General features: G+C 56.6%; 7 protein-coding genes and 4 pseudogenes. 6 read left to right on the forward strand and 5 right to left on the reverse strand.

The features are described from left to right. Nucleotides 1-552, forward strand: a 552-nt coding sequence (locus tag ABVN36_RS10740) for an IS6-like element IS26 family transposase (RefSeq protein ID WP_024181434.1), incomplete at its 5' end; no start/stop codon positions are given. Nucleotides 553-605: 53 nt separating this feature from the next. Continuing rightward, nucleotides 606-3,263, forward strand: a pseudogene (locus tag ABVN36_RS10745) (Tn3-like element TnAs3 family transposase); the annotation flags it as partial. Nucleotides 3,264-3,401: 138 nt separating this feature from the next. On the opposite strand, the gene tetR(A) reads toward ABVN36_RS10745, so the two are convergent. After that, the gene (tetR(A), locus tag ABVN36_RS10750) at nucleotides 3,402-4,037 is read right to left on the reverse strand and encodes a tetracycline resistance transcriptional repressor TetR(A) (RefSeq protein WP_039045916.1); all 636 of its coding nucleotides are present in this window, start codon (nucleotides 4,035-4,037) and stop codon (nucleotides 3,402-3,404) included. A gap of 105 nt (nucleotides 4,038-4,142) precedes the next feature. On the opposite strand from tetR(A), the gene tet(A) reads away from it, so the two are divergent. Further along, nucleotides 4,143-5,342 (forward strand): tetracycline efflux MFS transporter Tet(A), encoded by a 1,200-nt coding sequence (gene tet(A) / locus ABVN36_RS10755; RefSeq protein WP_000804064.1) that lies wholly within the window; start codon nucleotides 4,143-4,145, stop codon nucleotides 5,340-5,342. A gap of 31 nt (nucleotides 5,343-5,373) precedes the next feature. On the opposite strand, the gene ABVN36_RS10760 is transcribed toward tet(A), so the two are convergent. After that, complete coding sequence (locus ABVN36_RS10760) at nucleotides 5,374-6,258, reverse strand: DMT family transporter (RefSeq protein WP_000058717.1); 885 nt, start codon at nucleotides 6,256-6,258, stop codon at nucleotides 5,374-5,376. Between the two features lie 137 nt (nucleotides 6,259-6,395). Beyond that, nucleotides 6,396-6,788 carry a cysteine hydrolase family protein gene (locus ABVN36_RS10765; protein WP_001351729.1) on the reverse strand — a complete coding sequence of 131 codons (393 nt, stop codon included), beginning with the start codon at nucleotides 6,786-6,788 and terminating at the stop codon, nucleotides 6,396-6,398. A gap of 3 nt (nucleotides 6,789-6,791) precedes the next feature. On the opposite strand from ABVN36_RS10765, the pseudogene ABVN36_RS10770 reads away from it, so the two are divergent. After that, nucleotides 6,792-8,543: pseudogene (locus ABVN36_RS10770) on the forward strand (Tn3-like element TnAs1 family transposase); the annotation flags it as partial. On the opposite strand, the gene ABVN36_RS10775 reads toward ABVN36_RS10770, so the two are convergent. Beyond that, nucleotides 8,540-8,854: a helix-turn-helix transcriptional regulator gene (locus ABVN36_RS10775; protein WP_050901219.1), complete on the reverse strand. Its 315-nt coding sequence runs from the start codon at nucleotides 8,852-8,854 to the stop codon at nucleotides 8,540-8,542. The pseudogene ABVN36_RS10770 and the gene ABVN36_RS10775 overlap by 4 nt on opposite strands. Before the next feature lie 105 nt (nucleotides 8,855-8,959). On the opposite strand from ABVN36_RS10775, the gene ABVN36_RS10780 reads away from it, so the two are divergent. Further along, entirely contained in the window at nucleotides 8,960-10,093 is a 1,134-nt protein-coding gene (locus ABVN36_RS10780) for a permease (RefSeq protein ID WP_001089729.1), read from the forward strand. Between the two features lie 127 nt (nucleotides 10,094-10,220). Here ABVN36_RS10780 and ABVN36_RS10785 read toward each other — a convergent pair. After that, a pseudogene (locus ABVN36_RS10785) lies at nucleotides 10,221-10,625 on the reverse strand (recombinase family protein). A gap of 167 nt (nucleotides 10,626-10,792) precedes the next feature. Between ABVN36_RS10785 and ABVN36_RS10790 the strand changes: the two are divergent. Continuing rightward, a pseudogene (locus tag ABVN36_RS10790) lies at nucleotides 10,793-13,770 on the forward strand (Tn3 family transposase). The last annotated feature ends 236 nt before the right edge of the window (nucleotides 13,771-14,006 follow it).

Here is a 14,006-nt window from a genome sequence, read left to right on the forward strand (position 1 = left end):
CAGCGTTATGCGCCTGAAATGGAAAAACGGCTGCGCTGGTACTGGCGTAACCCTTCCGATCTTTGCCCGTGGCACATGGATGAAACCTACGTGAAGGTCAATGGCCGCTGGGCGTATCTGTACCGGGCCGTCGACAGCCGGGGCCGCACTGTCGATTTTTATCTCTCCTCCCGTCGTAACAGCAAAGCTGCATACCGGTTTCTGGGTAAAATCCTCAACAACGTGAAGAAGTGGCAGATCCCGCGATTCATCAACACGGATAAAGCGCCCGCCTATGGTCGCGCGCTTGCTCTGCTCAAACGCGAAGGCCGGTGCCCGTCTGACGTTGAACACCGACAGATTAAGTACCGGAACAACGTGATTGAATGCGATCATGGCAAACTGAAACGGATAATCGGCGCCACGCTGGGATTTAAATCCATGAAGACGGCTTACGCCACCATCAAAGGTATTGAGGTGATGCGTGCACTACGCAAAGGCCAGGCCTCAGCATTTTATTATGGTGATCCCCTGGGCGAAATGCGCCTGGTAAGCAGAGTTTTTGAAATGTAAGGCCTTTGAATAAGACAAAAGGCTGCCTCATCGCTAACTTTGCAACAGTGCCCCTGAGCGAGCTGCAAACCGTGTTCGGTTTCCGGCCCTTCACCATGAGCCATTACCGGCAGGCCGTCCAGATGCTGACCGAGCTGGCGATGCAAACCGACAAAGGCATCGTGCTGGCCAGCGCCTTGATCGGGCACCTGCGGCGGCAGTCGGTCATTCTGCCCGCCCTCAACGCCGTCGAGCGGGCGAGTGCAGAGGCGATCACCCGTGCTAACCGGCGCATCTACGACGCCTTGGCCGAACCACTGGCGGACGCGCATCGCCGCCGCCTCGACGATCTGCTCAAGCGCCGGGACAACGGCAAGACGACCTGGTTGGCTTGGTTGCGCCAGTCTCCGGCCAAGCCAAATTCGCGGCATATGCTGGAACACATCGAACGCCTCAAGGCATGGCAGGCACTCGATCTGCCTACCGGCATCGAGCGGCTGGTTCACCAGAACCGCCTGCTCAAGATTGCCCGCGAGGGCGGCCAGATGACACCCGCCGACCTGGCCAAATTCGAGCCGCAACGGCGCTACGCCACTCTCGTGGCGCTGGCCACCGAGGGCATGGCCACCGTCACCGACGAAATCATCGACCTGCACGACCGCATCCTGGGTAAGCTGTTTAACGCTGCCAAGAATAAGCATCAGCAGCAGTTCCAGGCGTCAGGCAAGGCCATCAACGCCAAGGTACGTCTGTACGGGCGCATCGGTCAGGCGCTGATCGACGCCAAGCAATCAGGCCGCGATGCGTTTGCCGCCATCGAGGCCGTCATGTCCTGGGATTCCTTTGCCGAGAGCGTCACCGAGGCGCAGAAGCTCGCGCAACCCGATGACTTCGATTTCCTGCATCGCATCGGCGAGAGCTACGCCACCCTGCGCCGCTATGCACCGGAATTCCTTGCCGTGCTCAAGCTGCGGGCCGCGCCCGCCGCCAAAAACGTGCTTGATGCCATTGAGGTGCTGCGCGGCATGAACACCGACAACGCCCGCAAGCTGCCAGCCGATGCACCGACCGGCTTCATCAAGCCGCGCTGGCAGAAACTGGTGATGACCGACGCCGGCATCGACCGGCGCTACTACGAACTGTGCGCGCTGTCCGAGTTGAAGAACTCCCTGCGCTCGGGCGACATCTGGGTGCAGGGTTCACGCCAGTTCAAGGACTTCGAGGACTACCTGGTACCGCCCGAGAAGTTCACCAGCCTCAAGCAGTCCAGCGAATTGCCGCTGGCCGTGGCCACCGACTGCGAACAATATCTGCATGAGCGGCTGACGCTGCTGGAAGCACAACTTGCCACCGTCAACCGCATGGCGGCAGCCAACGACCTGCCGGATGCCATCATCACCGAGTCGGGCTTGAAGATCACGCCGCTGGATGCGGCGGTGCCCGACACCGCGCAGGCGCTGATAGACCAGACAGCCATGGTCCTGCCGCACGTCAAGATCACCGAACTGCTGCTCGAAGTCGATGAGTGGACGGGCTTCACCCGGCACTTCACGCACTTGAAATCGGGCGATCTGGCCAAGGACAAGAACCTGTTGTTGACCACGATCCTGGCCGACGCGATCAACCAGGGCCTGACCAAGATGGCCGAGTCCTGCCCCGGCACGACCTACGCGAAGCTCGCTTGGCTGCAAGCCTGGCATACCCGCGACGAAACGTACTCGACAGCGTTGGCTGAACTGGTCAACGCTCAGTTTCGGCATCCCTTTGCCGGGCACTGGGGCGATGGCACCACATCATCATCGGACGGACAGAATTTCCGAACCGCTAGCAAGGCAAAGAGCACGGGGCACATCAACCCAAAATATGGCAGCAGCCCAGGACGGACTTTCTACACCCACATCTCCGACCAATACGCGCCATTCCACACCAAGGTGGTCAATGTCGGCCTGCGCGACTCAACCTACGTGCTCGACGGCCTGCTGTACCACGAATCCGACCTGCGGATCGAGGAGCACTACACCGACACGGCGGGCTTCACCGATCACGTCTTCGCCCTGATGCACCTCTTGGGCTTCCGCTTCGCGCCGCGCATCCGCGACCTGGGCGACACCAAGCTCTACATCCCGAAGGGCGATGCCGCCTATGACGCGCTCAAGCCGATGATCGGCGGCACGCTCAACATCAAGCACGTCCGCGCCCATTGGGACGAAATCCTGCGGCTGGCCACCTCGATCAAGCAGGGCACGGTGACGGCCTCGCTGATGCTCAGGAAACTCGGCAGCTACCCGCGCCAGAACGGCTTGGCCGTCGCGCTGCGCGAGTTGGGCCGCATCGAGCGCACGCTGTTCATCCTCGACTGGCTGCAAAGCGTCGAGCTACGCCGCCGCGTGCATGCCGGGCTGAACAAGGGCGAGGCGCGCAATGCGCTGGCCCGTGCCGTGTTCTTCAACCGCCTTGGTGAAATCCGTGACCGCAGTTTCGAGCAGCAGCGCTACCGGGCCAGCGGCCTCAACCTGGTGACGGCGGCCATCGTGCTGTGGAACACGGTCTACCTGGAGCGTGCGGCGCATGCGTTGCGCGGCAATGGTCATGCCGTCGATGACTCGCTATTGCAGTACCTGTCGCCACTCGGCTGGGAGCACATCAACCTGACCGGTGATTACCTATGGCGCAGCAGCGCCAAGATCGGCGCGGGGAAGTTCAGGCCGCTACGGCCTCTGCAACCGGCTTAGCGTGCTTTATTTTCCGTTTTCTGAGACGACCCCCCGTAGCGGGCTGCTACGGGCGTCTGACGCGGTGGAAAGGGGGAGGGGATGTTGTCTACATGGCTCTGCTGTAGTGAGTGGGTTGCGCTCCGGCAGCGGTCCTGATCAATCGTCACCCTTTCTCGGTCCTTCAACGTTCCTGACAACGAGCCTCCTTTTCGCCAATCCATCGACAATCACCGCGAGTCCCTGCTCGAACGCTGCGTCCGGACCGGCTTCGTCGAAGGCGTCTATCGCGGCCCGCAACAGCGGCGAGAGCGGAGCCTGTTCAACGGTGCCGCCGCGCTCGCCGGCCTGCTCCTCAAGCACGGCCCCAACAGTGAAGTAGCTGATTGTCATCAGCGCATTGACGGCGTCCCCGGCCGAAAAACCCGCCTCGCAGAGGAAGCGAAGCTGCGCGTCGGCCGTTTCCATCTGCGGTGCGCCCGGTCGCGTGCCGGCATGGATGCGCGCGCCATCGCGGTAGGCGAGCAGCGCCTGCCTGAAGCTGCGGGCATTCCCGATCAGAAATGAGCGCCAGTCGTCGTCGGCTCTCGGCACCGAATGCGTATGATTCTCCGCCAGCATGGCTTCGGCCAGTGCGTCGAGCAGCGCCCGCTTGTTCCTGAAGTGCCAGTAAAGCGCCGGCTGCTGAACCCCCAACCGTTCCGCCAGTTTGCGTGTCGTCAGACCGTCTACGCCGACCTCGTTCAACAGGTCCAGGGCGGCACGGATCACTGTATTCGGCTGCAACTTTGTCATGCTTGACACTTTATCACTGATAAACATAATATGTCCACCAACTTATCAGTGATAAAGAATCCGCGCGTTCAATCGGACCAGCGGAGGCTGGTCCGGAGGCCAGACGTGAAACCCAACAGACCCCTGATCGTAATTCTAAGCACTGTCGCGCTCGACGCTGTCGGCATCGGCCTGATTATGCCGGTGCTGCCGGGCCTCCTGCGCGATCTGGTTCACTCGAACGACGTCACCGCCCACTATGGCATTCTGCTGGCGCTGTATGCGTTGATGCAATTTGCCTGCGCACCTGTGCTGGGCGCGCTGTCGGATCGTTTCGGGCGGCGGCCGGTCTTGCTCGTCTCGCTGGCCGGCGCTGCTGTCGACTACGCCATCATGGCGACGGCGCCTTTCCTTTGGGTTCTCTATATCGGGCGGATCGTGGCCGGCATCACCGGGGCGACTGGGGCGGTAGCCGGCGCTTATATTGCCGATATCACTGATGGCGATGAGCGCGCGCGGCACTTCGGCTTCATGAGCGCCTGTTTCGGGTTCGGGATGGTCGCGGGACCTGTGCTCGGTGGGCTGATGGGCGGTTTCTCCCCCCACGCTCCGTTCTTCGCCGCGGCAGCCTTGAACGGCCTCAATTTCCTGACGGGCTGTTTCCTTTTGCCGGAGTCGCACAAAGGCGAACGCCGGCCGTTACGCCGGGAGGCTCTCAACCCGCTCGCTTCGTTCCGGTGGGCCCGGGGCATGACCGTCGTCGCCGCCCTGATGGCGGTCTTCTTCATCATGCAACTTGTCGGACAGGTGCCGGCCGCGCTTTGGGTCATTTTCGGCGAGGATCGCTTTCACTGGGACGCGACCACGATCGGCATTTCGCTTGCCGCATTTGGCATTCTGCATTCACTCGCCCAGGCAATGATCACCGGCCCTGTAGCCGCCCGGCTCGGCGAAAGGCGGGCACTCATGCTCGGAATGATTGCCGACGGCACAGGCTACATCCTGCTTGCCTTCGCGACACGGGGATGGATGGCGTTCCCGATCATGGTCCTGCTTGCTTCGGGTGGCATCGGAATGCCGGCGCTGCAAGCAATGTTGTCCAGGCAGGTGGATGAGGAACGTCAGGGGCAGCTGCAAGGCTCACTGGCGGCGCTCACCAGCCTGACCTCGATCGTCGGACCCCTCCTCTTCACGGCGATCTATGCGGCTTCTATAACAACGTGGAACGGGTGGGCATGGATTGCAGGCGCTGCCCTCTACTTGCTCTGCCTGCCGGCGCTGCGTCGCGGGCTTTGGAGCGGCGCAGGGCAACGAGCCGATCGCTGATCGTGGAAACGATAGGCCTATGCCATGCGGGTCAAGGCGACTTCCGGCAAGCTATACGCGCCCTAGGAGTGCGGTTGGAACGTTGGCCCAGCCAGATACTCCCGATCACGAGCAGGACGCCGATGATTTGAAGCGCACTCAGCGTCTGATCCAAGAACAACCATCCTAGCAACACGGCGGTCCCCGGGCTGAGAAAGCCCAGTAAGGAAACAACTGTAGGTTCGAGTCGCGAGATCCCCCGGAACCAAAGGAAGTAGGTTAAACCCGCTCCGATCAGGCCGAGCCACGCCAGGCCGAGAACATTGGTTCCTGTAGGCATCGGGATTGGCGGATCAAACACTAAAGCTACTGGAACGAGCAGAAGTCCTCCGGCCGCCAGTTGCCAGGCGGTAAAGGTGAGCAGAGGCACGGGAGGTTGCCACTTGCGGGTCAGCACGGTTCCGAACGCCATGGAAACCGCCCCCGCCAGGCCCGCTGCGACGCCGACAGGATCTAGCGCTGCGTTTGGTGTCAACACCAACAGCGCCACGCCCGCAGTTCCGCAAATAGCCCCCAGGACCGCCATCAATCGTATCGGGCTACCTAGCAGAGCGGCAGAGATGAACACGACCATCAGCGGCTGCACAGCGCCTACCGTCGCCGCGACCCCGCCCGGCAGGCGGTAGACCGAAATAAACAACAAGCTCCAGAATAGCGAAATATTAAGTGCGCCGAGGATGAAGATGCGCATCCACCAGATTCCCGTTGGAATCTGTCGGACGATCATCACGAGCAATAAACCCGCCGGCAACGCCCGCAGCATCGCGACCGTCATCGGTGAGAAGTTCGGCAGGTATTGGGTGGTGACAATGTAGGTGCTGCCCCAAATGGCAGGTGCTATCGCTGTGAACAATAAATCGGGCGTGCGTAATGACATGCGATTACAAGACCTCCGCTACGGCGATGGGTTTTTGAGAGTTGCAGGCGCCGCGATGACCGCACCCTGACTTGGACTGGCCCTGCCTCGCACCAATCCACCTGCGGCTATGGCCGCGATCATGCGAGGCCCGAAAATTACACGACCTGTACACGTCCGCCGAACCCGGAACGCAACAGAGCTTCGTGGGCATCCCGATCCGGGTCGTAGCAGCAGTCCTGGACCAAACGCACGTCGTAGTCCGCATCACTAGCCCAGGCGACGCTTGAAAGAACAACGCCGGTGGTGCTTATCCCGGCCATGACAAGCGTGCTTACGCCGCGCGTCCGAAGGTCGGCGTCGAGCGCCGTGCCATAAAAGACGCTGGCTCGCGGACATGCATAGAAAAGGTCGCCCCGTTCGATCGCAAGCCCTTCGACGGGCAGACCGGTGCGAAATCGTCCGCTCGGGAGATACGGTGAGATTTGGCGATTCGTCGCCGGCGGCGCATGTTCATACTCTTCGCCGAGCGAAAAGTTGGGGAACAGCACGGGCCGGCCGCGCAAGGCGTGCTGGCAGCCGTGCAGACCCTGCGTGAGATGAACGCCGACAACCTGCGCAAGGTGCCGGCCGATGCACCCACGGCCTTCATCAAGCCGCGCTGGAAGCCGCTGGTGATCACCCCGGAAGGCCTCGACCGGAAATTCTACGAAATCTGCGCCCTGTCCGAGCTGAAGAACGCCCTGCGCTCCGGCGACATCTGGGTCAAGGGCTCGCGGCAGTTCCGCGACTTCGACGACTACCTGCTGCCGGCCGAGAAGTTCGCCGCACTCAAGCGCGAGCAGGCCCTGCCCCTGGCGATCAACCCGAACAGCGACCAGTACCTGGAAGAGCGTTTGCAGCTGCTGGACGAGCAGTTGGCCACCGTCACCCGCCTGGCCAAGGACAACGAGCTGCCCGATGCCATCCTCACCGAGTCAGGGCTGAAAATCACCCCGCTGGATGCGGCGGTGCCGGATCGGGCGCAGGCGCTGATCGACCAAACCAGCCAGTTACTGCCGCGCATCAAGATCACCGAACTGCTGATGGACGTGGACGACTGGACGGGCTTCAGCCGCCACTTCACCCACTTGAAGGACGGGGCCGAGGCCAAAGACAGGACGTTGCTGCTGTCCGCAATCCTCGGTGATGCGATCAACCTCGGGCTGACCAAGATGGCCGAGTCGAGCCCCGGCCTGACCTACGCCAAGCTGTCCTGGCTGCAAGCCTGGCACATCCGCGACGAAACCTATTCGGCGGCCTTGGCCGAGCTGGTCAACCACCAGTATCGCCACGCCTTTGCCGCCCACTGGGGCGACGGCACGACCTCATCCTCCGATGGCCAGCGCTTCCGCGCGGGTGGCCGGGGCGAGAGCACCGGGCACGTCAACCCGAAGTACGGTAGCGAGCCGGGACGGCTGTTCTATACCCATATCTCCGACCAGTACGCGCCGTTCAGCACCCGCGTGGTGAATGTCGGCGTCCGCGATTCCACCTATGTGCTCGACGGCCTGCTGTACCACGAGTCCGACCTGCGGATCGAGGAGCACTACACCGACACGGCCGGCTTCACCGATCACGTCTTTGCCCTGATGCACCTGCTAGGCTTCCGCTTCGCGCCGCGCATCCGCGACCTCGGCGAAACCAAGCTGTACGTGCCGCAGGGCGTGCAAGCCTACCCGACGTTGCGCCCGCTGATCGGCGGCACCCTGAACATCAAGCACGTGCGTGCCCACTGGGACGACATCCTGCGCCTGGCCAGCTCGATCAAGCAGGGCACCGTCACCGCCTCGCTGATGCTGCGCAAGCTCGGCAGCTACCCGCGCCAGAACGGACTGGCCGTGGCCCTGCGCGAGCTGGGCCGGATCGAGCGCACGCTGTTCATCCTGGACTGGCTGCAAAGTGTTGAACTGCGCCGCCGCGTGCATGCCGGCCTGAACAAAGGTGAGGCGCGCAACTCGCTGGCCAGGGCGGTGTTCTTCAACCGCCTTGGGGAAATCAGGGATCGGAGCTTCGAGCAGCAGCGCTACCGGGCCAGCGGCCTCAACCTGGTGACGGCGGCTATCGTGCTGTGGAACACGGTGTACCTGGAACGCGCCACCCAGGGGTTGGTCGAGGCCGGCAAGCCGGTGGACGGCGAGCTGCTGCAATTCCTGTCGCCGCTGGGCTGGGAGCACATCAACCTAACCGGCGATTACGTCTGGCGGCAGAGCCGCAGACTGGAAGACGGGAAGTTTCGGCCCTTACGGATGCCCGGAAAACCTTAGCGTACGATTTTTTCCGAATTCTGCGGGCTCCCCACACAGCACTCTTCACGTAAGAATTCGATGATAGCTTCCAGTATTTCGTATTGAGAGACACACATGAGCGTTCGACTCTCCCGGTTTTGTGTGACGAGCCCTACTGATACCAGGGCTGAAATATGATGACTTAACGTTGATGAGGGAATGCCAAGCTGCTTTTGCAATTCACCTACAGGCAAACCTTGTTCTCCAGCTTTTACAAGATGTTTGAATATGAACAAACGGGTCGGGTGACCCAGCTCTTTTAGTGCTTTAGCTACTTCTTCCAGTTGCATGTGACAACCCTCTGTCTAATGATATTTCGATAATACCAGAAATATCTTGACCAGAATTATATTTCGATTATTCTAGAAACGTAGATTTTGTCAAGAGGGTTTAGTATGAATAGTTGGATTTCTATGCTGCAAGATGCCGCAGAGATGTTTTTGTTTTTGGCCGTCGAGCTATCTTTGCTGTTTATTGTCATCAGTGCCGGTGTGAGCCTGATAAGGCAAAAGGTCCCGGACCATAAAATCCAGCAATTGATAGGGGCGAAAAAAGGAAAAGGCTACCTGCTGGCCTCGTTGTTGGGAGCCGTTACCCCTTTCTGTAGTTGCTCAACAATTCCAATGCTACGAGGGTTGTTGTCGGCGAAAGCAGGGTTTGGTCCGACACTCACTTTTTTGTTTGTTTCACCGTTGCTTAATCCCATTATCGTGGGGTTAATGTGGGTTACCTTTGGCTGGAAAGTAACTTTGTTGTACGCGATCATCGCTGCCGGTGTCTCAGTCCTTGCCAGTATCGTATTGGATTTACTAGGATTTGAACGTCATATTGTTGATCACAAAAACTCAGCATCAAGTGGTTGCACCACGAAATGCGATGATTCCGAAGCTTCGGTAAAAACGTCGGCGGGTTCCAGTTGTTGCAGCACTAGCTCGACTCAATTGCCTTTAAAAACGAGTTGCTGTACTTCATCAGCGAACCCCATAATTAACTTAAGGACGGTAAAGAACGAGCAGAACGTATCAGCGTGTTGTTCATCAATATCATCTGAACAACCAGCTGTTAGCTGTTGCAGCAGCGAGAATCTGGGCAATGTGAATCTCACAACGAATACCACCTCTGGCCCAATAAAGTTAGCTATGAAAGATGCCTTACAGCAGTTTAAGGATGTTCTGCCTTATCTTTTGTTAAGTGTATTAATAGGTTCATTTATTTATGGCTTTATCCCTTCAGAGTGGATTGCAGCTCATGCCGGAGCAGATAATCCCTTAGCCATACCGCTGAGTGCAGTTGTTGGTATTCCGTTGTATATCCGCGCAGAGGCAGTGATACCACTTGCATCAGTGCTGATGACTAAAGGAATGGGCCTGGGGGCATTAATGGCCTTGATAATCGGTAGTGCTGGAGCGAGTTTGACAGAAGTAATACTGCTTAAATCAATGTTCAGAATGCCTATGATAGTCGCTTTTCTGACAGTAATCCTGGGTATGGCCATACTTATGGGGTATCTGACCCAATTGCTTTTTTAATAATAATAGTAAGGGTCTTCTGGTTTCATGTTGAACAAAGAAGACCCTTTAGCTTCTGTAATCCATTTAATCAGTCTGAATGAAATAGATTATAAATTCTGCTCTGCATACCTGCTTAACCAAAGTCTCATGATTCTGATTGTCGGTACAGTGCCTGAATGTGGCATATCTGGGAGGTGCTGTACCCTGTTGCATCTGCCGTTTCTTTCTTGACCTGCCGGTAGTAAAGTACCTTTTGATGCCGTTCCTGAGCGACCTGTTTTCCCTGATATTTACCCAGCGTATGTGCGAGTTCAACTCCCTGCTTTTGGCGCTGGCGGTCAATTTGCTCGACCAGCAAAATATCATTGCGGTGACTGTCCATCAGTAAGCGACCCAGTTCCGGTCGGTCAAGTTTTGTACCGCTGATATTCTCCCGGTAGTAACTGGCTATTTTATGCCCCCGCTCCTAAACAAACTGCTCCAGCATCTCTTTTGCCCGATCGGTGAACTGATCTTCCGTCTATGCCCTTAAATAAGTGCTGATGAACATTTTTTCACCGCATTACCGCATTTAGGTTATTGCATTTAATCTATCGCATATAGGCTATGTCGTTCATTGTGTGCCGTCACGTTTAGATTATGGTGTCAGGGTATACCCTTATGCGATAACCATTTTTGTTAAAAATAACGCATCGAATAATTTATGAGGAAAACTATATGGCAAGGAGGCAGATTCTTTCTCTGTCGGAAAGAGAATCATTACTGGCATTACCGGACGATGAGTTAACGCTGACCCGAATGGCCTATTTCAGTGAGCATGATCTGGCGCTTATCAGTGCTCACCGTAAACCCGCCAGCCGTTTTGGTTTTGCCGTCCTTCTTTGCTATCTGAAAAATGTCGGCTTTGCCCCGGATAAAAAAATCTCTCCCTCTGATGCGCTGCTGAAGCATATCGCCAGCAGGCTAAAGCTTACCGGGGATCTCTGGCCTGCTTACCTTTCCGGCCGGGATACGACCCGGCGTGAGCATTTAACCGAACTGTACCGCTATCTTGGCGTAAAGGCGTTCACCGGCAAAATACAGCAGGACTGTATTACGCACCTGTTATCGATGGCGACGCGCACCGATAAAGGCATTCTCCTAGCCGAAGAGTTACTTGTCTATCTCCGGCAGAACAACGTGATAATCCCCGCGATTGATGTCGTGGAGCGTACCTGTGCTGAAGTCATGGCAGGCGGCGATAAAATCGTATTTCAGACCCTGAATGCCCCGTTAACTCCGGCTCACAGGGATGCCCTGGATCATTTACTTGAGTCATCAGATAATCAGCCTTCCAGGCTGACATGGCTTCTGCAACCGCCGGGTAAAATCAATGGTAAGAACGTGCTGCAACATCTTGATCGGCTCAGCAGCATTGAATCGCTGGCATTACCTGAAGGTATAGATCGTACCATTCACCAGAACCGGTTGCTGAAACTGGCGCGGGAAGGCCGAAAGATGAGTAGCCGGGATTTGACCCGATTTTCAGCTGCCCGGCGTCATGCGATCCTGGTGTGCGTGCTGGAAGAAGCCAGAGCCACACTGACAGACGAAGTGATTGAGCTGCATGAGCGAATGCTGAATAGTCTTTTCAGCAAAGCCAAACGAACACAGGCTGAGCGCCTTCAGCAGACCGGAAAGCTGATCCAGTCAAAACTGAGGCAGTACATCGATGTCGGTCAGGCGCTGTCTGATGCCCGTGATTCCGGTGGCGATCCCTGGCTCGCAATAGAAAACATACTCCCATGGGCTGAATTTGTCGCCAGTCTGGATGAAACACGCCATCTCGCCAGAAAAAATAATTTTGACCCGCTGCATATTATTACCGAGAAATACAGCACATTACGGAAATATGCCCCACGCATGTTGTCCGCTTTACAGTTAGTCGCAACCCCGGCAGCGCAACCTCTGGCTGATGCACTGGTTGTGATCAAGGATATGTACCGGAAGCAGTCACGTAAAGTTCCGGCGGCAGCGCCGCTTGAGTTTGTCCCTGAAAGCTGGCGCAAGGTGGTGATTACACCTGTGGGTATTGACCGGCAGTACTATGAGTTTTGTGCACTCAGCGAGCTTAAGGGGGCGTTGCGCTCCGGGGATATCTGGGTTAAAGGCTCGCGCCGCTACAAAAATTTTGATGATTACCTCATACCCGAGAAGGACTTTGACAAACTCACACCGGCACTGCCACTGCCCGTATCTGCTGATTATCATGAGTACATTACCAGCCGTATGACCCTGCTTCAGTCCAGACTTGAAGAGGTCAATGCCATGGCTGCCCTTGGTGAACTGCCCGATGTGGAAATATCCGACAGGGGCGTAAAAGTCTCTCCGCTGGATAACTGCGTTCCGGCGCAGGTTTCACCGCTGGCAGAGCTGGTTTACAGCATGCTACCGCGACCTAAAATCACGGAAATTCTCGATGAGGTAAACAGCTGGACGACGTTTACCCGACATTTTTCGCATATAAAAAATGACATTACCCGTCCCGATACCCGCTTGCTCCTCACCACCATTCTTGCGGATGGCATCAATCTTGGCCTGACCAAAATGGCAGAAGCCTGCCCCGGGAGCACCAAATCATCACTCGAAGATATTCAGGCATGGTACATCCGTGACGAAACCTATTCAGCCGCTCTTGCAGAGCTGGTAAATGCGCAGGGGAAAAGACCGTTGGCGGCATTTTGGGGAGACGGAACAACGTCATCATCAGATGGACAAAATTTCAGAACCGGCAGCTCAGGCCGCTACGCAGGGCAGGTTAACCCGAAATATGGGCAAGAGCCTGGACGTCAGTTTTATACCCATATTTCGGATCAATACAGCCCGTTTTACACCTGCATAATCAGTCGGGTCAGGGATTCAACCCATGTTCTCGATGGCTTGCTGTACCACGAAAGCGACCTGGAAATCAGGGAACATTACACCGATACCGCTGGTTTCACCGATCATGTCTTTGCCCTGATGCATCTGTTGGGATTTGCGTTCTGTCCGCGAATCAGGGATCTCCACGACAAAAAACTGTTTATCAAAGGGAAAGCAGAGAAATACCCGGCGCTTCAGTCACTGATATCAACGACCAGCCTGAATCTGAAAGAGATCGAAATCCACTGGCGTGAAGTGCTGCGTCTGGCAACCTCGATAAAGCAGGGAACCGTGACGGCATCCCTGATGCTGAAAAAGCTTGCCAGCTACCCCAAGCAAAACGGACTTGCCAAAGCACTGAGAGAAATTGGCCGCATTGAGCGAACCCTGTTTATGCTCGACTGGTTCCGCGACCCGGCTCTGCGTCGGCGGGTACAGGCGGGGCTGAATAAAGGCGAAGCCCGTAACGCGCTGGCGCGTGCGGTATTTATGCACCGACTGGGAGAAATCAGGGACAGAAAACCGGAAAATCAGAGCTATCGCGCCAGTGGACTGACGCTGCTGACGGCTGCCATATCCCTGTGGAATACCGTCTATATGGAAAGAGCGGTCGATGCCCTGAAGCGTAAAGGGGTGAAGATCAACGAGCAACTGCTGTCGCATTTGTCGCCGTTGGGCTGGGAACACATCAATCTGACAGGTGATTATATCTGGAAAAGCAACCGGATACCGGCTTCTGGTAAGTTTCGTCGGCTAAGACCAGCTAAAGTCGAAAGGTCAAAAAACAGCCTTAACGTACAATAATTTTCGATATCCAAACTGACCCCTACTGACACTGATGAATTTAAAAGAAGATAGATTTTCATTTACGGATTATTTCCTAAATTCATCGATAATGTGATCGACATAAAATTTTCACTGAAGAATGAAGAGATAATTTAAGGCCGAGCGAAATAGCTCAAAATGGTGTATTTAACATAACAGAAGAAATGAAAGGCTCTATCGCAACCTGATACTTCAGGCCGCTAAG

This window comes from Salmonella sp. SJTUF15581, from assembly GCF_043356775.1.
Lineage (GTDB): Bacteria > Pseudomonadota > Gammaproteobacteria > Enterobacterales > Enterobacteriaceae > Salmonella > Salmonella enterica.

Coding starts and splice junctions, on each gene's coding strand:
- ABVN36_RS10760 (WP_000058717.1), bottom strand. CDS start 6,258: ATGTCATTACGCACGCCCGATTTATTGTTCACAGCGATAGCACCTGCC.
- ABVN36_RS10775 (WP_050901219.1), bottom strand. CDS start 8,854: ATGCAACTGGAAGAAGTAGCTAAAGCACTAAAAGAGCTGGGTCACCCG.
- ABVN36_RS10780 (WP_001089729.1), top strand. CDS start 8,960: ATGAATAGTTGGATTTCTATGCTGCAAGATGCCGCAGAGATGTTTTTG.